This is a genomic window from Nitrosomonas sp. Nm51 (assembly GCF_900111165.1).
Lineage (GTDB): Bacteria > Pseudomonadota > Gammaproteobacteria > Burkholderiales > Nitrosomonadaceae > Nitrosomonas.
Genome location: NZ_FOGH01000003.1, coordinates 26,806 through 49,833 on the forward strand (window position 1 = coordinate 26,806; position 23,028 = coordinate 49,833).

The following is a 23,028-nucleotide window of genomic DNA, read 5'->3' on the forward strand; positions in this document are numbered from 1 at the left end:
TCCCCTATTTGTGTCACGGTTCAGGTGACGCAGGGCGATGTGCGAATGTCTAAGGTAGAGCTAAACTTAATCGCGTGTTCTAATATCCGACCTTTGTTTGGTCTGTGGCTGCAATATATTGCTGTTTGCCGGCACGCTGTGCGTCAGCCATACATTGCCGCCGATTGTTGAACCGCGCCCGATGGTAATTCTGCCCAAAATAGTCGCGCCTGCATAAATCACTACATCGTCTTCCACGATCGGGTGACGCAGATTACCTTTGACCAGTGTGCCGTTTTCATCGACCGGGAAGCGTTTGGCGCCTAACGTCACTGCCTGATACAGCCGAACATTCTGGCCGATAATCGCTGTTTCACCGATAACCACCCCGGTACCGTGATCGATAAAAAAACTGCCGCCGATTTGTGCGCCTGGATGAATCTCTATTCCCGTTACAGAATGCGCAATTTCTGAAATCATGCGCGCTATTAACGGCGCGCCAAGTTTATGCAGTTCGTGTGCCAGGCGGTAGTGCGTGATTGCCATAATCCCTGGATAACAGACCAGGACTTCGTCAACGTTGCGTGCGGCAGGGTCGCCCTCATAAGCGGCGACAATATCGCTGTCGAGCAGTACACGGATTTCCGGCAGGCGCTTGGCAAACGCCTGCGTGACTGTGATTGATTTATCCCTGTCTTCGGGACTGAGCGCCTCCGAGCCTGAGTTATAGTGCAGTTCATGCTGAATTTGTACCATTAAATTGCGCAAGGTAACATTGAGCGTATGTCCCACATAATGGTCGATACCCTCATTCGCCAACTCTGACGAGCCCAGCCGGTTGGGAAATAAAGCTGCGCTTAATCCTTCGGCAACGCTGGCCAGCATTTTCCGCGAGGGCAGTTTCGGTGGCCTGTCATGGCGCTTGCGGCTCTCCAGAGAAGCAGTGCGTATGTCTCTTAATTTTGAAACAATATCGTCAATTTTTAAATTGGTACTTCTCACCTGAATATCCCGTGTTTTTTTGGTAGTGTTCACGCTATGCCAACCCCTGCAATCAATATCATCCCTGAACTGACCGGTAATTTAAATCTATTGTTTGTCTGCTGTTATCATCTGGTCACCTGCCATTCGGCGCTGAATGCGTTATTATAATGTAAACAATGATTACGATTCCAAAAGCTTTATTGATTGAGCGGTCATGGCGTGGCATTTAAATCAGTGGTGGCGTAACCGGATACTCGAGCGCGAGGAAATACCACAGCATATCTGGCAAAAAATGATTCATTTGCGTTGCCTGAACGGGATGGACGCGGATGAACTGCGCCGGTTGCAGGCGCTTGTTTTGCTGTTTCTGCATGCCAAAGTGATCAATGGTGCGCATGATCTCGAGATTACGGATGAAATGCGTGTCACGGTTGCGCTGCAGGCGTGTGTTTTGATCCTGAATCTCGGTCTGGACTATTATGACGACTGGATCGAAATCATTGTGTATCCCGGTGAATTTATTCTCGAGTACGATTACGCCGATGAGGCTGGTGTTGTGCATCATGCGCGTAATATCGTTTCCGGTGAAGCCTGGTTGTCGGGCCCGGTAATTTTGTCCTGGCAGGAAATGGCAAATACGCATGCAGCACCTGTTGTTCATAATGTATTTATTCATGAATTCGCGCATAAACTGGATATGCTGCATGAAGGTGCAAACGGATGTCCGCCCCTGCATGCGAACATGAGCGCGCAAACCTGGTGTGATGTGTTCAGTCACGCTTATGCAGCATTCTGCAGTCAGGTAGAAGAGGGCGCCGATACGGCGATTGATATCTATGCAGCCGAGAGCCCGGCAGAGTTTTTCGCTGTTTTGAGTGAAGTTTTTTTTGAATCTCCCGCAGTCCTTAAACAGCACTTTGTTGCCGTTTACGAACAGCTTGCGCTGTTTTACCGCCAGGACCCGGCAAAACGCGTGGCGGCTGGCGGCTGGCCGCGTAAAATGCGGTCATGACTGCGGTTGTGCTCAAGTACGGATAATTTTTGCAACTTCCTTGATACGCCGCAAATTACGCATTACCTGAGCCAGGTGATACCGGTTCTTGACCTGCAGGATAAAGCCCATGGCCGTATAGTCTTTCTCGCTTTCCATGGCGATATCGTCAATATTGGACTCTGTTTTTGCGATCGCCGCTGCGATCCTGGCCAGAACGCCATGCTTGTTCGCAGCTACAATCTTGATTTTGACTTCGAATGTGCGGGTAATATGTCTGCCCCATGTGACGTCCAGATAATTTTCCGGATTCTTTTGAGCCTGCGCGATAATCGGGCAGGTATGTGTATGAATGACCAGTCCGTGATCTTTTTTAATTAATCCGACAATGACATCGCCGGGTATCGGATGGCAGCACCTGGCAAACTGAACGGTCAAACCTTCGGTGCCAAGAATTGTAATTGGGTCGCTGGATAACCGCTCGCTGTTGACCGATTCAAGCGGGGAAAGCAATCGTTTGGCAATTACCGCGGGTAGCTGTTTACCCAGCGCCAGGTCGGCCAGCAGTACTTTTTTCGATTTGACGCCGCAATCGCGCACCAGTTTCTCCCATTGCGCGTCACTGACCAAATCAGGCTCAACATTCAAAGCCAGCAGCGTTTGGTTTAGCATGCGCTCACCCAATTCAACGGATTCGTCGAACTGTATGGTTTTAAGAAAGTGCCTGATATGAGAGCGCGCTCTTCCTGTAACCACATAGCTCAGCCAGGAAGGATTGGGTTTTGCGTAAGGTGCTGTAATAATTTCCACACGGTCGCCGTTTTTCAGTTCACTGCGCAGCGGAGCATTCTCTCCGTTGATTTTTGCAGCCACACAGCAGTTACCGATATCGGAGTGAATCGCATAAGCAAAATCCACAGCAGTGGAGCGTCTTGGCAACGTTAAAATCTTGCCATGCGGCGTGAATACATAGACGTCGCCCGGAAATAAATCAACTTTCAGGTGCTCCAGAAATTCCATGGAATCAGCGGAATCACTTAAAATTTCCAGCAGGCTTTGCAGCCACTGGTGCGTTTTTATATGCAAATCGTTGAGATTTGTATCGGCGCTTTTGTACATCCAGTGGGAGGCAACGCCATTCTCTGAAATCCGGTGCATTTCCTGCGTGCGGATCTGTATTTCTATCGGAATACCGAAAGGACCCAGCAGGGTACTGTGCAGCGACTGATATCCGTTGGCCTTGGGTATTGCGATATAGTCCTTGAATTTTCCAGGAATCGGTCTGTACAAACCGTGTAATGCACCGAGCGCGACATAGCAGGAAGGAATGTCCTTGACAACTACACGAAATCCATAAATATCAAGTACTTCAGAAAATGATAGCTGTTTTTCCACCATTTTCTTGTAGATGCTGTAAATATGTTTTTCGCGTCCGTGAACCTGTGTTTCAAGACCTGCTTTTTTTAACTTGTCTATGATGGTATCCTGGGTTTTCCCGACAACCTCGCGGCGGTTGCCGCGCGCCGCTCTGGTCGCTTTGACCAGTACGCGGTAGCGCAGCGGATGAGAATAGCAAAAGCCAAGCTCCTGTAATTCCTGGTAGATTTTGTTCAATCCCAGACGATGGGCGATGGGTGCGTAGATTTCAAGCGTTTCGCGGGCAATGCTGCGTTGTTTTTCTGTCCGCATAACATCCAGCGTCTGCATGTTATGCAATCTGTCGGCCAGTTTAATCAGAATGACCCGCACATCGCGTGCCATGGCCAGAAACATTTTGCGGAAATTTTCGGCTTGCGCCTCAGCCTGCGTCTGGAATTGGATTTTATCCAGCTTGGACACGCCATCAACCAGCTCGGCAACCGGCTCGCCAAATCGTTCACTGATTTCCTCTTTGGAAATATCCGTATCCTCGACGACATCATGCAATAAAGCCGCAGTAAGTGTTGGCGCATCCATATGCAGCTCACTCAAGATTCTGGCAACAGCTATCGGATGGGATATGTAGGGTTCGCCTGATTTTCTGTATTGACCCGAGTGCGCACCCTGACCGAAGGAATAAGCATTCTTCAACTGAGTAATATCTTCCGGTCTCAGGTACAGAGCGGTTTCGGAAAACAGTAACTCGGCTTCGTGCATGGATGGAACGGTTCAATTAAATGGGCTTAAACGGGCGAAATCGTGAGACAAGCGGCGGCCCGGACAAAAGCGCATAGCGCTGATGTATACGCTTGTGTTTTTAACGTCAGATATTTTTGGGATTTAAAATATCCATGTCGAATTTGCCTTGTGCGAGTTCGCGGAGCGCGATGACGGTCGGTTTGTCGCGCGCTGACTCAATCATGGGCGAAGCGCCTATTGCCAGTTGCCTGGCGCGGGCCGTTGCCGCTAATGTCATGTCAAAACGGTTCGGGATTTTCATCAAACAATCGTCTACAGTAATGCGTGCCATATTATTTATTTCAATGAACAGATAGAAGTTAAGTTGCTGCAATTAAATTTCAACTCAATTGCGTGATCAATACCTGATGTTTTTCAATTTGCCGCTCTCTTTTCAGGCGTTCCGCATTGACTATGCAGGCCAGGCCATTCAGTGCTTTTTCCAATTCGTCGTTAATAATAACATAGTCGAATTCATTCACGTGGCTGACTTCTTCACGAACCGCTTCGAGCCGTTTCCGTATTACTTCTGTATCATCTTGATCACGCGATACCAGACGCTTCTCCAGCGCTCTGCAAGAAGGCGGCAAAATGAAGATACCAATGGCATTTGAAAAAAAACGGCGTACCTGTGCTGCGCCCTGGCAGTCGATCTCCAGCACTATATCCTGCCCTGTCGCGATTGCATCGTCAATCCATTTTTTTGATGTGCCATAGAGGTTGCCATACACTTCAGCGGATTCAAGAAACTCTCCGCGAGCCTGCATCTGTCTGAAAATATCCTTGCTAACGAAGTGATAGTCGCGGCCGTCAATTTCTGCAGATCGCCGCGGGCGCGAAGTATACGAAATCGATAATCTGAGATGCGTATCTTTTCCCAATAATGCCCTGATCAGACTAGTTTTTCCGGTGCCAGAAGGTGCGCTGATGATAAACAAGCAACCTGATTCTGTTGTCGTAGCCATGATCTTATGTTATCCGTATTCTAGAAAGTTTTAACGTGTATGCAGCGCAGTAATGGTCTGCGCTTTTAAAGTTTTAATAAGCCGCATTTCTTCAGATGAGATACCTTCAGGCGCCTCAGTTTGCCGGTCCGCGTAAAACAAACCGATTCTTTTTTCATTCACCACCAATGGGAGCACAATAAAACTGCGTGCATCCGGTAATAATTCCTTAAACCATTTAGGCAATAAATTACGTACTTTATCGGTGGACGCATCTGAAATAATCAGATCCATATTTTTTTTCATCGCTAAATGGAAAATATCAGTTGATATGGCGAGCGGAAATGTGAACGCTTTTTGGTATGTCAAATAATCGTTACCGAGCGAGCTGCGTGCGCGATATTGTCCTTTCTCCTGATCACGTAAGCATAATGTAATAAAACGAAATCCAAGACTATTATAAAAAGTTTCCAGAATCAATGTAATCAGGTCGCTCAGTTTGTATTTGCCTGAAGCCATGATTTCAGTGACGTCCTGGATGCCTGCCAATAACAGTCTGGCTGCATGATGTGGCTTGCCGCTGGGATAACACTGCGGGCTCGGCGCTTCTTCATTTTCTGTAAATGCAAATGTCAGCTCTTTGAGCAGGTTTTCTCCAGTTTCAAAATTCAGCTCAGCCGCGCCAGCGTTCATCCTGATCTCTTTTTTTTGATCGGAGGAACGCAAGCCGGTGTTTATTTCGAACGCTTTTGTTTCTTTGTTTGCATTTGTAATCAGCGCGTTCAGCCTGGTTTTGTTCATGTCAAGCGCCTTACCGAACTGGAGCAGCAGCGTGTCTTCCAAATCCGGATTTAGTGATTGTTCCGTGCCGAGAACCAGAGGCGCAGCTTTTTGACTGAAATCAACAGCCTGCTGCATCCATTCAAGCCTGCTTTTAGGCGGCTGGCATATATCGGCCGATCGCATTTTTAGTGTCTTAACGATACTTGCGGGAATTTCCCATTCCAGCATAACTTTCTCGGCGAAGCTGTCTAAATCAAATCGCAGTATCTGCCGCGATGCTTGTGCTGGTGTGTGCGAGCCTTGCCTGATCAATGCAGTTATATCCTGATAGTGATCGGGATAATACGCAGCCAATAACAGACGTCCGATATTTTTAAATAATGCAGCAACGACAACTTCTTCCGCATCGCTGAAACGGCTATACCGGGCCAGTTCGCGGCTAACCATGCTGGCAGCCAGCGCGTACACCAATTCATATCGGACATATTCGGCCTTTTTTCCAGGCATGCCATCGACCAGCAGTATCGCCAGTGCACACGTCTTGACCGTATTAAATCCCAGTAAAAAAATTGCTTTACTGACACTTGTTATTGCTTTGCTGGACTCGGCGCGAAAGGATACCGAGTTAGAAAGCCGTAGTATCTTCTGAGTCAGAGAAACATCAGAAAGTACAAAATAGGTGAGCTTGCGAATGGATTCATCATCAGAGGAAGACAGTTGAACAATTTGAGAAATCGAAGCGCCTAAAGCAGGCAGATCCTGATCGCTGCGAATGGTTGCCAATAAGTCGTCTTCTATCGTGCTGGCTTGTCCGGCATGGGTTTTATTTTGAGTCATTTTAAATTAAAGAACGCTGCTTTAAGCAGATTTTTTGCCTAGATCAGTTTGTTACCCTTGTTGCAAAATATCATGTCCATACAATTTGAAAAATGGCGGATAAGCGATAAACGAAAACCGCATTTCAGGCTATGATGCCGATTTGCCAAAATTAGTGCAGTATCTTTATAAACGATACTGCCTTGGCGACACCCCTAATAAACTGAAGAATGATGCTAATTCAACCGATGCCCTTTTTTTCAAAATAACGTTGGTGATAGTCTTCGGCAGGATAAAACGGAGCGGCGTGCTGGATTTCCGTAACAATAGGTGCTTTCCAGCGCCCACTTTGCTGCGCAGCGTCTCGGGACAATCTGGCAGACTTTTCCTGGTCTTCGGTAAAAAAGTAAATCGCTGACCGGTATTGCGACCCGACATCCACGCCTTGCCGGTCTTTCGTTGTGGGATCATGACACTGCCAGAATGCTTCGAGTAATGCGTTGAGCGGAATGACTGAGGTGTCGTATTCAACCAGCACGACTTCTGCATGGCCGGTTTCGCCTGTACATACCATTTCATACGAAGGGTGTGGCGCATTACCGCCGCAATAACCGCAGGTTGTATTCACCACGCCGGGAATTCGAGAGAAAGTTGATTCCACGCCCCAGAAACAGCCAGCGCCAACTATGATTTTTTCTATAGACATTGAGAACGGCAGTTTATTTATTTAATTGCGTTTCAGCATGCGTTCATGCACTTGCAGCGCACGCATGCATTTACAACGGCCAACCCGTCACGGCGCTTTGTTCTTTCGAGCCATGGCAATAACTTCATCGAGTGTACGCAAAGTATCCTGCGGTGTTCCACCTTCTTTGCCATGCACCATATATTGCCCGGCAACGACAAATACCGGAACGCCGGTTAACTGATACTGCCGCATCATCTGGTTCGAACGGGCAACCTGATTCTGTACAGTAAATGATTGATAGTGATTAATAAATTTTTCTTTATCGACGCCTTGTCGCGCAACCCAGTTGAACAAAACAGTTTCATCATTTAGATTGATCTTGTCACGGTGAATAGCCTCGTATACACGGTCGTGCAATGTTTCTATTTCATCCATTGCTTCAATAGTGTAAAACGTTTTGGCGCCGGGTATCCAGTTGTTTCTGAAAATAGCCGGTACGTAACGGAAGTCGACATCGTCCGGTTTGTTCTTCAGCCATGCCTTGACATGCGGGTGCAGATTATTGCAATGCGGACAACCATACCAGAAAAACTCAATCACTTCGATACGTTCACTGTCTTGCGTGGGCTGGGGATTTTGCAGCACTTTGTAGTCGCTTCCGGCAACGATCCCGGCGTGAGTGCCTGCCGTACTCGATAACATGATTCCTAAAAACACAATCAATACCGTAATCAGTCTGTTCATATGCAAGTCCGCTCCTTATGTGAAGTTAAATTGATATTGCATCCATCCAATGGTATTACCGGGTTTTGATAAACTGCGCTTCTATTCCGTTTTCCCGCAGGGTGTGATGCATCTGATCCACGCGGGATTTTTGTGTGAATGGGCCGACCCGTACTCGATACCAGATGCCTTTATCGGACAACTCGGCCGATTGCACCGATGCAATGACGCCTAACAGTGCGAGTCTTGCCTTGAGATTGTCTGCATCGGCATTATTGCGGAATGAGCCGACCTGGAGATAATAGGTTTCCGTATATGCGCTGGCGGGCTGGATTTGTTTTTCCCGGGCTGGCGGCGGTTGCGGTAATGCAACCGATGGTGCCGGAGCCGGTCTGGGTTTTTCGGTAATCTGCGGCTGCTCCGTCGTTTGAGGTGTTTCAAATGTCATGCTCGGCTCGTTATCGCCGGGCAGGATGTTATAGAAATCAAACTGCAGCTTTTCGTCCATTTTTACGGTATTTTCCGACCGGGATTCTGCGCTCTTGTCCTGCCCTTCATTACCGGGATTATCATGAACGCCACGATGCTCGCTTATCTGCTGTTCTGTTAAAAAGGGGCTGGGTGCCTGTTCCAGATAAAACCAAATGCCAATGGCGCTGATAATACCCAGCGTATAACCAATAAAGATACCCAGCATCAGAGCGCCATTTCCGCTTCTAGATGTTGCGGATTTGCGGGATTTATAATCACGGCTCATGAATCTATTGCGTCCTTTTTAAAAATTACATCTTTTCCGGGGCGCTGACACCCAGTAATGTCAATCCATTTCTCAATACCTGCCGGATCGACGTAATTAACGCCAAGCGTGCTTCCATAAGTGAAACGTCTGATACCAGAAAATGCGTAGAATTATAGTAACTATGAAATTCACCGGCCAGTTCTCTTAAATAGAAAGCAATCAAATGAGGAGAAAATTCCTGTGCCGCTGCAACAATGGTATCGGGAAAGTCGATCAGCCGTTGCAGCAATGTCAGCTCGAATGCATTGGCCAGCAGGTTTGTGTCTGCATCCGCCAGTGTTGCAATATCTCCATCCCATTGCTCCAGTACGCTGCAAATACGCGCATGGGCATATTGAATATAATAAACCGGGTTTTCATTACTTTGCGATTTTGCCAGATCAAGATCGAAATCAAGGTGCTGATCGCTTTTGCGCATCACATAAAAAAAACGTGCTGCATCGTTGCCGACTTCCTGGCGCAATTCCCGCAGCGTAACGAATTCACCCGACCGTGTTGACATGGATGCTTTTTTGCCATTCCTGTACAGCACAGCAAACTGCACCAATGCAATTTTAAGCTTTTCCGCATCCAGCGCCAGCGCCTGCAATGCTGCTTTAACCCGTGGAATGTAACCGTGATGATCGGCTCCCCAGATATTGATAACGGTTTCAAAGCCGCGCTCAAATTTATTGAGATGATAGGCGATATCCGAAGCAAAGTAAGTGTACTGACCGTTTTCTCTCTGTACTACGCGATCTTTTTCGTCACCGAATTCAGTGGAACGGAACCAGGCCGCGCCATCCTGGCGATAGAGGAATTTTTTTTCTTCGAGCATGTGCACGACATGTGCTACCAGACCGCTATCGAAGAGCGATTGCTCTGAAAACCAGATATCGAACGCCACGCCGAATTCCATCAAGTCATTACGGCAGTCGCCCAGTTGTTCTGTCAGCACGAAATTGTGAATATATGCATAATCCTGGCCTAAAATAGTCTTGGCGTTGGCGATGAGCCGGTCCAGCGATTGGTCGGTATCTATCGCGCTCTCGTGCGCTGATGCCGGAAAACCCTGCAGCAGCTTTTCCGGGTGATGGACGTACCGGTCAGCATGCGCTTCATGGATCAGCCGCGCCATAGCTTTAACATATTCGCCCCGATAAGCGTTTTCCGGAAATGGCACGTGAATATTATTTAACGCCAAATACCGCAGCCATGTGGAAACAGCCAGAATATCCATCTGGCGGCCGGCGTCGTTGACATAATACTCGCGTGTCACCGAAAAGCCGGCGGCAGACAGCATATTCGCCAGGCTTGCGCCAAACGCAGCGCCCCGTCCATGTCCGACATGGAGCGGTCCGGTCGGGTTCGCGGAAACAAACTCGACCTGTATGTTTCTGTTATTGCCGAAGTCGCTGGCGCCAAATGCGCTGCCCTGCTGCAGAACAGTAGAAAGACAGGCCTGTTTGGCGGTTGTTTTGATAAAAAAATTGATGAATCCCGCCCCGGCGACTTCCACTTTTTCCAGGTGTGGCGATGTCGGCAACGCTTCGATCAAAAGCGCGGCAATCTCACGCGGGTTTTTTCGCAGCGGTTTGGCCAGTTGCATGGCGAGATTGCAGGAATAATCGCCGTGTTCGGCCTGCCGGGTGCGTACTATTTCGATACCGGTCTGTATCTCATTGTCGGTTTTGACCTGCTCAACGGCATGAAGCATGAGTTGAAATAAATGGTCTTTGAAATTCAAAGGCGCTGAAGTATTCATAACAGTGGAATAATTGTATTCCTTTACTTTTATTGGGGGTATCGTCATGTGTTATGTGTAATTCTGTTTGTTTTTCGGACAAAGGGATCACGTTTTTGTGCCGCGGGACATGCCAGAACATATTCAAGACGCGAAAACGACGATAATTTTGCTCGAAAAACAAACCCGAAGGGCGCGGCATATTTCTGCATCTGCTTGTTCGAAGCGCTTGAACATGGCTATGGCTATGTTCTGCACGCTTTTCACAAACATCCATCAAAAATCTGCACGCGCATAATTACGCATAACACGTGACGATACCTCCCAAGATTTAATCGGACGGATATTTTAATATATTCCGGCTTTAGTTGTCTGCGTCAGCGCAGGGATTTGTTTTTATAGAAATTCAATCCGTCCCGGCTGTTGTCTTTGAATGCTGACGTAACGTTTCAAACAGGCAGATGCCAGCGCTGACCGATACGTTTAGACTCTCAACGCCGCCTTGCATGGGAATGCGCACCAGCTGGTCGCAGGTTTCGCGTGTCAGCCGTCGCATTCCTTTTTCTTCAGACCCGAAAACCCAGGCAACCGAGTCATGGATATGAAAATCATTCAAATCATGTTCGGCATTATCCGCCGTACCGACAAGCCAGATATCGCGCGCTTTGATCTGCCGCATTGTACGCGCCAGATTGGTGACGGCTATATACGGTACGGTTTCCGCAGCGCCGCTGGATACCTGGTATACAGCAGCAGTCAATCCGACTGCACGGTCTTTCGGCGCGATCACAGCATGCACGCCAAATGCGTCTGCTACCCGCAGGCATGCACCCAGATTATGCGGGTCCTGTATGCCGTCCAGTATCAACAGCCTGGCCGGTCCGGTCAATGCATCCAGGATATCATCGATACTGGATGCTAATGCTGCCTGATCGATCATGGCCGCCACACTTTGGTGCCGCCTTCCGCCCGCCATTTTTTCGAGTCTATCGCGTTCGCAGAAAATCAACCGTACTTGCCGGGATTCGGCCAGCGACGTCAGGTTGCGGGTACGCTGATCGCTGCGTCCGGCGTCAATATAGATTTCCCGGATGCTGTCGGGGCGCTGCCTTAACCGGCTGACAACGGCATGAAATCCAAAAATCAAGCGTGTGGCCGCCATTTTTCTATACTGAATGCTGTTTCAATCATGAAAAAGTTTAATGTCTGATGCAAGCGATAATCTTATCGTTTTTTTTGCTTCGGTTTACTTTTTTTCGGCGGCGTGCTTTTTTGGGATTCACTCAGGATGAAATCAATTTTGCTGGTTTCCAGATCAACCCGCACCAGTTTGACACTCAGACGGTCGCCGATACGAAATTGCCTGCCGGTGCGTTCACCCAATAAGCAATGCCGGGCGGGGTCAAAATGAAAGTAGTCACTGGGCAATTCGGAGATGTGAATGAGGCCTTCCACGTATATCGTTTCAAGTGCCACGAATAATCCAAAACCGGTGACGCTGCTGATAATTGCGTCGAAACATTCGTTGATCTTGTCCTGCATGAAAAAACATTTCAACCAGGTTTCCACGTCCCGCGTGGCCTCATCGGCGCGCCGTTCCGTTTGTGAACAGTGACCTCCCAATACATGCCAGTCGCCGGGCATGTATTGTTCGCCGCGCAGTACTGCTTTGATTGCGCGGTGTGTCAGTAAGTCCGGATAACGCCGGATAGGCGAAGTAAAATGTGCATAGGCGTCGTAAGCCAGGCCGAAATGACCGCAGTTATCAGGACTGTATTGCGCCTGCGGTAACGAGCGCAACATGACGGTTTGCAGCAGATGTTTGTCTGGTCTGTTTTTTATTTTGTTTAGTGTTCTCGCATAATCGCTGGCCTTTGGCTTATTCTTGCCCCCAAGCTGCACGCCGACTTCCTTGAGAAAGTGACGGAGCGCTTCCAGTTTGTCGGCTGCGGGCGTTTCGTGCGTGCGGAACAGGACGGGGTGTTCATGCTGTTGTAAAAAATCGGCAGCGCATACATTGGCTGCAAGCATGCATTCCTCAATTAAACGATGGGCATCGTTGCGCTGTACCGGCTCAATTTTTTCAATTTTGCCCTGATCATTAAAAAACATTTGCGTCTCGGTGGTTTCAAAATCAATGGCGCCACGTTTTTTACGCGTTTTCAGTAACACTTTGAACAAGGCGTGCAGGTTTTTCAGATCGGGCATTAGTTTCGCATGCCGTTTAGCCTCCTTGCTTGTAGGAGCGGCCAGCATGGCCGCGACCTGGGTATAGGTCAGGCGCGCATGCGAACGCATCAATGCCGGATAAAACACATAATGCTGTCGTTCGCCCTGGGCATCAAAACGGATTTCACACGTCATGCATAAACGGTTCAGCTTAGGGTTTAGCGAGCAGAGTCCATTCGACAGCACTTCGGGGAGCATGGGAATTACCCGCAATGGAAAATAGACAGAATTGCCCCGGCTAAACGCTTCCTTGTCAAATGCGTCGCCAGGATGCACATATTGTGAAACATCTGCAATCGCAACGTATAAGACAAACCCGTCATCATCACATGCGCAATAGACCGCATCATCGAAATCGCGCGCGGTTTCGCCGTCAATTGTAACCAAGGGCAAATGACGCAAATCACGGCGCTCTGAATGATCCTTTTGCAGCACCCGTGCTGGCAGTTTGGCTGACAGCTTTTCAATTTCGGCCGGAAAAATATGCGGCAGGTCATGTTTGCGTAATGCGATCTCGATTTCCATGCCGGGATCGATATAATCGCCAAGAATTTCAACAATACGTCCAATCGGCTGTGCGTGTTTGCTGGGCTGTTGAATAATTTCAACGATGACAACCTGGCCTGCGCTGGCGTTGAATGAAGAATCGCCCGGAATCAGAATATCCTGATTGATGCGTTTGTTTTCCGCCACAACATACAGTATGCCGTGATCCATATGCAGCCGCCCGACCAGTTGATGGTTGACCCGTTCAAGCACTTCGACGATGACTGCTTCGCGCCTGCCGCGCCGGTCAAGACCTGCTTCCCGGACAAGGACATGATCGCCATGCAGCACCTTATGCATTTCCTTGGCCGGTAAAAACAAATCAGTACTGTCGTTATCGGGAATCAGAAAGCCGTAACCGTCTGCATGACCCTGTACCGATCCCTTGATCAAATCCAGCTTTTCCATGACGCAAAGATCGCCTTTGCGGTTTTTAAAGATTTGTCCCTCACGTAACATTGCTGTCAGTCTGCGTGCGAAAGCATCCTGCTCATGACGTTTGATTCCCAGTAGTTTTTGCAGTTGCTGTTCGGTTGCCGGAATGCCGGTTTGTTTCAGTATTTGCAGAATGAACTCCCGGCTGGGCAGGGGATAAGCGTAACGCGTTTTTTCGCGCTCAAGATAAGGATCCTGCTTTCTTAGCTTGCGCTGTTCTTTGATTGACAAAATAGTGGTTTCCTATAGAATGTTGCACTCTTTTTGGCCTGAAAATAATAATATCCGAAGTTGCCCAGATGGCGGAATTGGTAGACGCGCATGGTTCAGGTCCATGTTCCTTCGGGTGTGGAGGTTCGAGTCCTCTTCTGGGCACCAGTCAAACAAAATCCAGATAAAAACGGATTGTTCCACACGTCTCCTGTCTTTTATTTAATCAGGTGGCTAAAAAACATTTGCGTTGTTGATAACGCTAAAAGCTGTTTGCTGCCTGTCATGACCAGATTGATGGAATACTGGCGGTGTAAATTTAAGTATTATGTGCATGCTTGGATAATTACTGTGCATTGAACGCGCTGACAACAGATCAAAGAATATAGTATAAAGGGATACTATAACCAAGTCAGGCATGTTTGCACATTGTTGGGATCTTGTTGGGATATATATATCGATTTTATAATGTATGGATGGATGCATGAACGATCACGTTCTTCCGGAACATGTTTAAAAAGTGGTAGTGTGTTGCAGGAAGCTATCTATAAATTTATAGCAAAATTCGGTTATGATAAGAATAACGCAAAGTTTTCACGTGCCAGAAGTGCCAGAACAAATGCTGGCGCATGAAAACCTTCGTTGGGTGTTAGTACAACAACGTCACTAGAGCCAGGTGAATGTGTGTTTGCTGACTTGAATTTAACTTTAGGAGGAAATTAGTATGATGAAATTAACTAGGATCGTTTGTATAAGCTTTGCTTTCGCGCTTTTGGCGGCAGCTGGTGCCGTACAGGCTGGCGAGGCAAAAACGTTTAAAATCATTATGAATGCTTACGATACCGATATTCCTGAACTAAATGTCGAAGGCGTGACGGTAAAAAACATCCGGGCGTTTAATGTACTGAATGAACCTGAAGCAATCGCCGTGCACAAAGGTTCGAAAGTAAAAATCACGATTGAAAACAAATCGCCGATCAGCGAAGGTTTCTCAATTGATGAATATGGCATTCAGGAAGTAATCAAGGCTGGCGAAACCAAAACGGTTTCTTTCACAGCCGATAAGGCGGGCGCCTTTACCATCTGGTGTCAGCTTCATCCTAAAAATATCCACCTGCCAGGCACGTTAAACGTTATAGACTAACGCAGCCAGGGTCTGTGCAGTAATACAGGCACAGACAACAATATTGTTATGTTGAAACGGCCGGTTGAATCCGGCCGTTTCATCTCCGTTAATTTCCATTGTTAAGAATGGATGCTGCCAGGCAAGCCGCTTTCTTGTTTTTCGCCTGTTCTTTCCCTTTATCCGGATTTTAGTGGGTTTGTTTATCACTACTCCTCACGGGACAGTATGCACCTTGTCCGCAGCGGTCTGATATCGGATGTAGTGGATGCAAACGTGTTATCAGCGACGGGCACAGCTAAACAATAAAGAATCGATATGTATTTCGATTAGCAGCGCCTGTTCAGTAGGTTTGCCGTATCCGTCAATTCACGGATTGACGGCTTTACACTTTCATTACGCGAATAAGATCTGTACCACCAACCTGGTGCTGGTGGGTGCCTGCGGTCACGATAACGACATCTCCCGGTTTGACGTAACCAAGTTCCTTGGCCCGTCTTACGGCGAATTCAAGTTTGACGCTATCGTCACTGCCCTCTTCGCAGAGTAACGGCATCACGCCCCAGTTCATGGATAAGCGCCGTGCCACAAGTTGTGAATAAGTTACCGCTACAATCGGACAATCCGGACGGTTTTTGGAAATTAGCCGGGATGTGAAGCCGGTTTCTGTCAAACTGAAGATGGCAACCGCTTTGAGCTTTTCCGCCATGTTAACCGCCGACTGGCTGACTACTTCGGGAATGATATTCACCGGATCCATGCGGATTTTCTGTAAGTAACCGTATTCGTTCAGCGATGCTTCCGCCCGTTGTGCGAGAATAGACATGGTGTGCACTGCTTCTACCGGGAATTTGCCTATCGCGGTTTCTCCCGAGAGCATGACCGCCGATGTGCCGTCAAGTATCGCGTTGGCCACGTCACTGGCCTCGGCGCGGGTGGGCTTGGGATTACGTTCCATGGATGCGAGCATCTCGGTAGCGGTAATCACCGGCTTGCCGTTCATTACCGTGATGCGGATGATTTTTTTCTGGAATCCCGGTACTTCCGCTAATGGCAGCTCGACGCCGAGGTCACCGCGCGCCACCATCACCCCGTCTGCTGCTTTCACGATTTCCTCAAGGTGTTTGATGCCGGCTTTATTTTCGATTTTGGCAATGATTGGAATACAATTTTTTGTCTCTAGAAAAATATCCCGGATACGGTGGATATCTTCTGCGCTTTGTACAAAAGATGCGGCCAGATAGTCCACGCCATTGTCTGCGGCAAAGCTGACTTCCCGGACAATGCCATCCCTGAATTCAGGACTCACCGCATTGACTGCCAACTCGGTATCAGGCAGGTTGACGCTCTTGTTTTCCTTCAAGACACCGCCATGGACGACCTGGCAGATAATTTCGTTATTTGTGATCGAAGTGACTTCCAGCTCGATAGCGCCGTCATCAATCAGGACCGGAGTGCCAGACTTTACTTCACTCGGCAGGTTTTTGTAGGTCACGGAAACACCGTCCACGGAGCCGATGCGCCCGTCCGTAAATAGGGTAAACTTCGCGCCGCGCACCAGTTCTACCTGGCTGTCACGCAATTTGCCGGTGCGAATTTCGATTCCGCGAGTATCGGCCATTATCGCCAGTTGCACGCCCATTGCATTGGCCGTATCGCGGATCCAGTCCAGCCGGATCTGGTGTTCCTCGATGGTGCCATGGGACAGATTCAAACGGGCGACATTCATTCCCGCAGCGATCATCTTTCTCAAAATATCGGGCGAATCGCTGGCAGGACCGATAGTGGCAACAATCTTGGTTTTGCGCAGGCTGTTCAGATTATTCATTGAGTCATGTTTCAGAACGTTACACTTGTCATAAGATACACTATAGCCTGGTGACGCTGTTGATTATAAATTGATTATGGTTAGGTTGATTTGATTAGAAGTCTTCGGATATGTTTGGCCGGGTGTTGAGCGTGCAGTTGTAATGGCATGGAATTGACCGGTTTTGCGGCGAGAAGATACGGCAGAGTGTTTTGAATTTTTTAAAAAAAGCGATGGATTATCGGTGTAATATGCCGGTGAATCCATGATAGGCAAATTTACCGTATTGTATTGATTTTACTAAAAACAACCACCGTATGATGATCGGTGTATATTGACAAGGCCATTCAATTTGTAGTTAGTGGTTAATCCTATTAATTTCTGACTTTGCCGCTATTCCCTTTTCTGGCAATGTTGTATTGCAAAGCTTACTTAATTTTACTGGTGCCGGTTTAAGACCCCTTTGCAGGGGTGCTTTTTGCCATGTTGATTTGATTTAGTCCACTTCATTACGGCCTTCAACAGGCGCGCCTTCATGCGTTGTGCCATAGCTATCAGTGTTTTCAGGACCCGGAGGCGCCGACGGTCCACCACAGGCAATTAAAACAAATGATAATAGTACTGCAAAAAATAATGTGAATTTCATAATTAAAAACCTTTGTTAAAAAAATTGCTTAATCTTAATAAGCGCTGTCAGTATACCTTCAAATACACTATGTGGCCATACCATATGGAATGAGGTAAATTGTAGTCTCCGATATTGTCGGCAATTATTTTATCCGTATCGTTAGGGGTGTTAACAAATAGTGAATTATTTCTGTTGTTCCTGAAATTGTGCCGGGCAAGGCATGAGAAGCGCCGTTTGGCTATTCCAGATGAGCGACGAATAACGCAGTATGGCACCATTTCAGGAATAACCCATAGAGCTGGGCCCATTTTAGCCTTCCGCTGCGTTATCATGCGCTCATGTGGCTCGACTACGCCACGCTCACGCTGCCTTGCTGAGGGCCAAAACGGGTATCGGCAGTAACAGTTCGCTAATTGTTAACCCTCCAGGTGCGAGCGACAAACGGGTGACCCTTTCACGCTCCTGTCAATTCGCTTCACCACTGAGCCAGCATTTATCTTTAGGCGCATTTCGCCTGAAGCCCCAAACCGCGGCATGACCTCTGGTTTTTTGTATGCTTACCGAACCGGAATGCAGTCATTTTTCGATCGGTTATCACCGTGTTTGACAATCGGGGTAGTTTTCAGTACATTGAGTCCGCTGGAAAAGGGTTTTTTCCTGTAGTTACTTCAGCAACATTCTGCTGGAAGAAGCTGCCCGGGTATGGTGTAATTATCGCACCTGTACCATGGCGAAAATGTGAAGGCCAGGCCGCGAAGATATCGTTGTACGCCGGTCACCCTCGCTAACTGGCAATCCGCTATGAAGATATTGTGAGTAATCCGATCAAACCATTGCTGCAAAAATGTGTCAGTATCTGGGCTCGAGCATCAACCGGCAATGATCGAAGTGCTGCTGACGGGATCTTCAAACAAAGCCAACAATGAAAATGCCGCAGACACCTACAGCCAGTCACGCGACATCTGGAAGATAAGCCTGAACAAACCTGTCACTGATTGGACAGATACGGTTGCTCCCGTTTCGCGCACTGACGGTTATCCTCACCAATCCAAAAAAGCGATTATTCAACTGCGCACACGCTTCAGAAAATGACGAATAAATTACTCCAGCTGAATACCTATAACTATCGCCGGGGCGGCTCAGACGCAGTATTTCTCGATCAGGACAAGCTGTTTAAAACGCTGGGGTGGAAAACGGCGGCGTTTACTATGCATCACCCCAACAACGAACCGTCACCCTGGTCTGATTACTTTGCCGATGAACTGGAGTTTGGAGAAAACTATTCACTGCCGCAAAAAATTATAATGGCTGGAAAAGTCATTTATTCCTTTGAGGCCAAACAAAAACTGGCGCGAATGCTCGATGCTTTTCGGCCTGATATCGCACACGCTCACTGTATCTACCACCACCTGTCACCTTCAGTTCTGTCGCTACTGCACGAGCGGGGAGTGCCGACGGTGATGACGGCGCACGATCTGAAAATCGCCTGCCCCGCCTACAAAATGCTGAACAGCCACGGAATCTGTGAAAAATGCAAGCGCGGCAATGTACTTCATGTTGTCAAAAACCGGTGCATCCACAATTCGCTGATTACCAGCGCATTGGTCGCCGTCGAGTCCGGCGTTCACAAAGCGCTTCGGCTTTACAAAAACAATCTTGACCGCGTTATCGCCCCCAGCCAGTTCTACAACAAAAAACTCATAGAGTGGGGCTGGCCCGAACAGCAGATCAGTTACATACCGAACTATATTAATTGCGACGACTACGCACCCAATTATGAGAGCGAAGACTATTTCCTTTATTTCGGCCGGCTGGCGCCGGAAAAGGGTGTCGGCACACTGATTCGCGGCGCTATCGAAACCGGTATATCCCTGAAGATTGCAGGCACCGGCCCCATTGAAAAAGAACTCAAAGCGCTCGCCAAAGACCGTGCCAATATTGAATTTCTAGGCTACTGCAGCGGTGAAAATCTCTGGAGCCTGATCCGCAACGCTAAAGCGGTCGTGCTGCCTTCGCAGTGGTACGAAAACGCTCCTGTCAGTGTGCTTGAAGCTTACGCCTCGGGAACACCTGTGATCGGCGCCGATATCGGCGGCATACCGGAAATGATCCTCCCTGCAAAAACCGGTTTTCTGTTCCAAAGCGGCAGTGTGCCCTCCCTGGTGGATGCCATCGCACAACTCAATCGTAAAACATCGGCGCAGATCGCTGAAATGGGCCGACGCTGCCGGGAGTACGTCAGCGCCACCTTTACCAGGGAGCGCTATATTAATGATCTGTTGTCACTTTATGCCGAGCTTGGGGTGAGTAACGCCGTCGCAACGGAGATACATGATGGCCGCGCAAATTGATTCCGGCTACCGGCAATTCGGTCTCGGGAAAATCACCCGGCGGCTGGTGAGTTACGCCCTGTTTGAAGGCCGGCCGCACACCACTAAAGGCCAGTGGTTTAACCCGGTGGTCTTTACTCTGCTGCGGACTTTAAAAGTGATTCCCGGTAATCCCAGAATCACGTCACCCATTTTTATCACCGGCTTGGGCCGGTCGGGAACCACCATTCTCGGTCTGCTGTTTTCATTACACCGCGACGTCGGCTTTTTGAATGAACCCAAGGCCATCTGGTCATTAGTCAACGAACACAGCGATGTCTGTGGCGATTACCTGTGCTCGGGGGGGCATTTCCGGTTGTCGCCCACCGAGGCGACGGAGCAGCAAATCCAGAGTGCGCATCGTATGTTTTCGCGCTACCTGCGATTCACCGGTTCAACACGTCTGATAGACAAATATCCAGAGCTTATTTTTCGCATCGACTACCTGCTGAAAATTTTTCCCGATGCCCGGGTGATTTTTATTTCCAGAAACGGTCCGGATGCGGTGGCGTCGATTGAGCTTTGGTCCAGGCGGCTGGGAATAGCGAAAGCCGGAGGAAGGACCGAGGACTGGTGGGGACGCAACGACCTGAAGTGGACCTATCTCCGGGAGCAACTGTTGCAGGAGGATTCCCGCTGGCAATCACTGCGTGAGGTGGCAACTCAAGATCTGGATCACCTCAACCGCGCGGCCATTGAATGGATTATCAGCATGCAGGAAGGGTTAAAGCAGCTGAAAAGCCACCCCGAAGCGGTCTGCCGCCTGGAATATGAAAAGCTCGTAAACGATCCGCAGCAAGAGATTGCCCGGCTGCTCGAATACTGCCATCTGTCGCCGGATGCGGCGGTGTTCGACTACGCGAACAAATCACTGTACCCCAGACCGCACAATACGTGGCCGCAATTACTACCCCCCCATCGCGGAGCAGTTTGAAAGCACCATGATTGCTCTCGGCTATTCACCAGAAGATTACCAGTCACCTTCGAATTACAAGAACAATGCCAAAAACGTTAAGAATTCTGGGCACTCGAGGAATCCCTGCGCAACACGGCGGTTTTGAAACTTTCGCGGAGCACTTTGCCCTGTTTTTGGTCAAAAAGGGCTGGCGAGTCATCGTCTATTGTCAGGAGGACGCTGGCACCGACACCACCTGCAGCGAGTGGGAAGGTATCGAGCGGGTCCATATTCCGGTATCGCAATCCGGCGCATTCGGTACCATCGTGTTTGACTGGAAAGTCACCGTCCACGCTGCCGCCCACAAAGACCTGTTACTGACGCTGGGATACAACACCGCGGTGTTTTGCGTGCTGTTCCGCCTCAAGGGACTGACCAACCTGATCAATATGGATGGCATTGAATGGAAGCGGGGGAAGTGGTCTCTCATGGCGCGTACCTGGCTCTACCTGAACGAGCGCGCGGGATGCTGGCTGGGAAATCACCTGGTGGCCGATCACCCCGAAATAGAAAATCATCTGGCGACACGGGTAAGCCGGCAAAAGATCACCATGCTTCCCTACGGTTCGGACGCGCTGACAGATTGTGATGCTGCGCTGCTTGACGCTTACGGCCTGCAGCCCGGTCAGTACGCCCTTGTGATTGCCAGACCTGAACCGGAAAACTCTATCCTGGAAATCGTCATGGCGTTTTCCCGCCATATACGCCGCAAAAAGCTGATGGTGCTCGGCGATTTCGATAAAGCCAGCCCCGCGTACCGCGAGCAGGTGTTTGCGGCGGCCAGCGGTGAAGTGGTGTTCCCTGGCGCTATTTACGACGCCGCTACCGTGCAGGCGTTGCGTTACTTCGCAACTGCCTACGTTCACGGACATCAAGTCGGGGGTACCAATCCGTCACTGGTCGAGGCCCTCGGAGCGGGCTCACCGGTGATTGCGCACGACAACAAATTCAATCGCTGGGTCGCCGGGCCCGACAACCTGTACTTTGAAAATGTCGACCGCTGCTGTGAGCTGTTTGACCGGATTTTTGCCGATCAGGACCTGTGCAACGCCATCCGCGCCGCTAATCAGCAACGCCACAGGACGCTGTTTACCTGGGACACCATCAATCAACAGTATCTTCAATTGATCGAGCAGTTCGATTTCTGATTTTTATAACCGTATATTTCTATTTTGTTTTATTCCAGTAAAAATGAACTCCGAAACTCTAGTGCGTATGAACAAGATGTTGTATTGTTGCCGACTGGAGAACGGGCTGTTCCCCCTTCAGGTGCGGTAGCGCCCTGTGGGTGAGCTTGTCAGTGTTCATGGGCTGCGTTGACCCCGGCTATATCGTCTGGATAAGCACTGGTTTTTTTGACTAGTCTGCTTTAAGGATCAGATTGATTTGATTGGCGGATCACAGTCAGCGCGTTGCCCGCCCGCTCTTTGCCCTCGTTGTTCCCTTGATGCTGATACAGCGTTTCCGCCTGTTTTAAGTCGGACTTCGCCTGTTCGACGTTGCCGCTGTTGAATAACGCAACGCCACGATTGAAAAACGCATCCGCATCGTTTTGATCGATTCGAATGGCTTGAGAATAATCTTCAATACTGCCGGCAAGGTCGCCCAGACGATTGCGGGCGTTACCGCGTTTCAGGTAGGCAGCGCCGTAATCCGGGTCGATGTCAATGGCGCGGCTAAAATCGGCAAGCGAGCCCTGATTGTCTCCAAAATTTTGCGACCGGATCAAACCGCGCATGTACCACGCCTGGCTATGGTCCGGCGCACGCATTTGCGCTTGCGTACAGTCGTTTAACGCATCACGTAGCGCGCCTAAATCGTAGTTGACCACACATCGGCTATAATACGCTGCTGCATATTCCGGATTCGATTGAATGATCCGATCCAAAGCAGTCAGCGATTCTCTCAATTGCCCCTGCCGATATAAACTCAGCGCGTCCTGATAATCACTATCTGTGTCGGCATGAGCCGGAATCAGTGCATTGACCAGAGTAGTAAAAACCAGAATATTGAACCAGTGACGAATTTTCATAGTTTTTCTCCGCATAATTTTAAATAGTGAGCCTCTTGCAAAATTTTCACGCGTTAACCGCAAAAAGTTCGGTATTTGCCTATAAGACCGGTTTTTTTGATCGACAG

Annotated in this window: 20 protein-coding genes and 1 tRNA gene; 7 read left to right on the top strand and 14 right to left on the bottom strand. The window is 48.9% G+C overall.

What is annotated here, in order from left to right; translation table 11 throughout:
- Positions 1-66: 66 nt before the first annotated feature.
- A complete protein-coding gene (gene epsC, locus BMY60_RS02040) occupies positions 67-1,014 on the bottom strand; it encodes a serine O-acetyltransferase EpsC (RefSeq protein WP_090330820.1) in 948 nt (315 codons plus the stop codon).
- Positions 1,015-1,177: 163 nt separating this feature from the next.
- Here epsC and BMY60_RS02045 point away from each other — a divergent pair, with 163 nt between their 5' ends.
- The gene (locus BMY60_RS02045; RefSeq protein ID WP_090330822.1) at positions 1,178-1,975 is read left to right on the top strand and encodes a M90 family metallopeptidase; all 798 of its coding nucleotides are present in this window, start codon (positions 1,178-1,180) and stop codon (positions 1,973-1,975) included.
- Between the two features lie 12 nt (positions 1,976-1,987).
- Here the strand turns inward: BMY60_RS02045 and BMY60_RS02050 are convergent, their stop codons facing one another.
- From BMY60_RS02050 to rnr, 10 genes are all read right to left on the bottom strand, one after another.
- Positions 1,988-4,090: a RelA/SpoT family protein gene (locus BMY60_RS02050; protein WP_090330823.1), complete on the bottom strand. Its 2,103-nt coding sequence runs from the start codon at positions 4,088-4,090 to the stop codon at positions 1,988-1,990.
- Between the two features lie 106 nt (positions 4,091-4,196).
- A complete protein-coding gene (gene rpoZ / locus BMY60_RS02055) occupies positions 4,197-4,403 on the bottom strand; it encodes a DNA-directed RNA polymerase subunit omega (protein WP_090330999.1) in 207 nt (68 codons plus the stop codon).
- Positions 4,404-4,452: 49 nt separating this feature from the next.
- Entirely contained in the window at positions 4,453-5,076 is a 624-nt protein-coding gene (gene gmk / locus BMY60_RS02060) for a guanylate kinase (protein WP_090330825.1), read from the bottom strand.
- A 30-nt stretch (positions 5,077-5,106) separates the two neighbouring features.
- Positions 5,107-6,675 carry an HDOD domain-containing protein gene (locus BMY60_RS02065; protein ID WP_090330826.1) on the bottom strand — a complete coding sequence of 523 codons (1,569 nt, stop codon included), beginning with the start codon at positions 6,673-6,675 and terminating at the stop codon, positions 5,107-5,109.
- Between the two features lie 220 nt (positions 6,676-6,895).
- Positions 6,896-7,360 (bottom strand): peptide-methionine (S)-S-oxide reductase MsrA, encoded by a 465-nt coding sequence (msrA, locus tag BMY60_RS02070; RefSeq protein ID WP_177166539.1) that lies wholly within the window; start codon positions 7,358-7,360, stop codon positions 6,896-6,898.
- A gap of 87 nt (positions 7,361-7,447) precedes the next feature.
- Complete coding sequence (locus BMY60_RS02075) at positions 7,448-8,086, bottom strand: thiol:disulfide interchange protein DsbA/DsbL (RefSeq protein ID WP_090330828.1); 639 nt, start codon at positions 8,084-8,086, stop codon at positions 7,448-7,450.
- Between the two features lie 55 nt (positions 8,087-8,141).
- Entirely contained in the window at positions 8,142-8,822 is a 681-nt protein-coding gene (locus tag BMY60_RS02080; RefSeq protein WP_090330830.1) for an SPOR domain-containing protein, read from the bottom strand.
- A 25-nt stretch (positions 8,823-8,847) separates the two neighbouring features.
- Positions 8,848-10,608, bottom strand: a complete 1,761-nt coding sequence (gene argS / locus BMY60_RS02085) for an arginine--tRNA ligase (protein WP_090330831.1) — start codon at positions 10,606-10,608, stop codon at positions 8,848-8,850.
- A 385-nt stretch (positions 10,609-10,993) separates the two neighbouring features.
- Positions 10,994-11,749: a 23S rRNA (guanosine(2251)-2'-O)-methyltransferase RlmB gene (rlmB, locus tag BMY60_RS02090; protein WP_090330833.1), complete on the bottom strand. Its 756-nt coding sequence runs from the start codon at positions 11,747-11,749 to the stop codon at positions 10,994-10,996.
- 62 nt (positions 11,750-11,811) lie between these two features.
- Positions 11,812-14,028 carry a ribonuclease R gene (gene rnr / locus BMY60_RS02095; RefSeq protein WP_090330834.1) on the bottom strand — a complete coding sequence of 739 codons (2,217 nt, stop codon included), beginning with the start codon at positions 14,026-14,028 and terminating at the stop codon, positions 11,812-11,814.
- A gap of 62 nt (positions 14,029-14,090) precedes the next feature.
- Here rnr and BMY60_RS02100 point away from each other — a divergent pair.
- Both BMY60_RS02100 and BMY60_RS02105 read left to right on the top strand, forming a co-directional pair.
- Positions 14,091-14,175, top strand: a tRNA-Leu gene (locus BMY60_RS02100).
- Between the two features lie 556 nt (positions 14,176-14,731).
- Positions 14,732-15,151, top strand: a complete 420-nt coding sequence (locus BMY60_RS02105) for a nitrosocyanin (RefSeq protein ID WP_256250634.1) — start codon at positions 14,732-14,734, stop codon at positions 15,149-15,151.
- Between the two features lie 364 nt (positions 15,152-15,515).
- Here BMY60_RS02105 and pyk read toward each other — a convergent pair whose 3' ends face one another.
- Together pyk and BMY60_RS15605 are read right to left on the bottom strand one after the other, a co-directional pair.
- Entirely contained in the window at positions 15,516-16,958 is a 1,443-nt protein-coding gene (gene pyk / locus BMY60_RS02110; protein ID WP_090330836.1) for a pyruvate kinase, read from the bottom strand.
- Positions 16,959-17,433: 475 nt separating this feature from the next.
- Positions 17,434-17,583 (bottom strand): hypothetical protein, encoded by a 150-nt coding sequence (locus tag BMY60_RS15605; RefSeq protein WP_177166540.1) that lies wholly within the window; start codon positions 17,581-17,583, stop codon positions 17,434-17,436.
- Positions 17,584-18,411: 828 nt separating this feature from the next.
- Here BMY60_RS15605 and BMY60_RS02115 point away from each other — a divergent pair.
- From BMY60_RS02115 to BMY60_RS02130, 4 genes are all read left to right on the top strand, one after another.
- The gene (locus tag BMY60_RS02115) at positions 18,412-18,657 is read left to right on the top strand and encodes a hypothetical protein (protein WP_143057327.1); all 246 of its coding nucleotides are present in this window, start codon (positions 18,412-18,414) and stop codon (positions 18,655-18,657) included.
- Positions 18,654-19,916 (top strand): glycosyltransferase, encoded by a 1,263-nt coding sequence (locus tag BMY60_RS02120; RefSeq protein WP_090330839.1) that lies wholly within the window; start codon positions 18,654-18,656, stop codon positions 19,914-19,916. The genes BMY60_RS02115 and BMY60_RS02120 overlap by 4 nt, the downstream gene beginning before the upstream one ends.
- On the top strand, positions 19,900-20,868 hold the full coding sequence (locus tag BMY60_RS02125; protein ID WP_177166541.1) for a sulfotransferase family protein: 969 nt from the start codon (positions 19,900-19,902) through the stop codon (positions 20,866-20,868). The genes BMY60_RS02120 and BMY60_RS02125 overlap by 17 nt, the downstream gene beginning before the upstream one ends.
- A 65-nt stretch (positions 20,869-20,933) precedes the next feature.
- A complete protein-coding gene (locus BMY60_RS02130) occupies positions 20,934-22,037 on the top strand; it encodes a DUF1972 domain-containing protein (protein WP_090330842.1) in 1,104 nt (367 codons plus the stop codon).
- 221 nt (positions 22,038-22,258) lie between these two features.
- Here the strand turns inward: BMY60_RS02130 and BMY60_RS02135 are convergent, their stop codons facing one another.
- Positions 22,259-22,921, bottom strand: a complete 663-nt coding sequence (locus tag BMY60_RS02135) for a tetratricopeptide repeat protein (RefSeq protein WP_177166542.1) — start codon at positions 22,919-22,921, stop codon at positions 22,259-22,261.
- Between the last annotated feature and the right edge of the window lie 107 nt (positions 22,922-23,028).

Coding starts and splice junctions, on each gene's coding strand:
- BMY60_RS02045 (WP_090330822.1), top strand. CDS start 1,178: ATGGCGTGGCATTTAAATCAGTGGTGGCGTAACCGGATACTCGAGCGC.
- BMY60_RS02050 (WP_090330823.1), bottom strand. CDS start 4,090: ATGCACGAAGCCGAGTTACTGTTTTCCGAAACCGCTCTGTACCTGAGA.
- rpoZ (WP_090330999.1), bottom strand. CDS start 4,403: ATGGCACGCATTACTGTAGACGATTGTTTGATGAAAATCCCGAACCGT.
- gmk (WP_090330825.1), bottom strand. CDS start 5,076: ATGGCTACGACAACAGAATCAGGTTGCTTGTTTATCATCAGCGCACCT.
- BMY60_RS02065 (WP_090330826.1), bottom strand. CDS start 6,675: ATGACTCAAAATAAAACCCATGCCGGACAAGCCAGCACGATAGAAGAC.
- msrA (WP_177166539.1), bottom strand. CDS start 7,360: ATGTCTATAGAAAAAATCATAGTTGGCGCTGGCTGTTTCTGGGGCGTG.
- BMY60_RS02075 (WP_090330828.1), bottom strand. CDS start 8,086: ATGAACAGACTGATTACGGTATTGATTGTGTTTTTAGGAATCATGTTA.
- BMY60_RS02080 (WP_090330830.1), bottom strand. CDS start 8,822: ATGAGCCGTGATTATAAATCCCGCAAATCCGCAACATCTAGAAGCGGA.
- argS (WP_090330831.1), bottom strand. CDS start 10,608: ATGAATACTTCAGCGCCTTTGAATTTCAAAGACCATTTATTTCAACTC.
- rlmB (WP_090330833.1), bottom strand. CDS start 11,749: ATGGCGGCCACACGCTTGATTTTTGGATTTCATGCCGTTGTCAGCCGG.
- BMY60_RS02105 (WP_256250634.1), top strand. CDS start 14,732: ATGATGAAATTAACTAGGATCGTTTGTATAAGCTTTGCTTTCGCGCTT.
- pyk (WP_090330836.1), bottom strand. CDS start 16,958: ATGAATAATCTGAACAGCCTGCGCAAAACCAAGATTGTTGCCACTATC.
- BMY60_RS15605 (WP_177166540.1), bottom strand. CDS start 17,583: ATGAAATTCACATTATTTTTTGCAGTACTATTATCATTTGTTTTAATT.
- BMY60_RS02120 (WP_090330839.1), top strand. CDS start 18,654: ATGACGAATAAATTACTCCAGCTGAATACCTATAACTATCGCCGGGGC.
- BMY60_RS02125 (WP_177166541.1), top strand. CDS start 19,900: ATGGCCGCGCAAATTGATTCCGGCTACCGGCAATTCGGTCTCGGGAAA.
- BMY60_RS02130 (WP_090330842.1), top strand. CDS start 20,934: ATGCCAAAAACGTTAAGAATTCTGGGCACTCGAGGAATCCCTGCGCAA.
- BMY60_RS02135 (WP_177166542.1), bottom strand. CDS start 22,921: ATGAAAATTCGTCACTGGTTCAATATTCTGGTTTTTACTACTCTGGTC.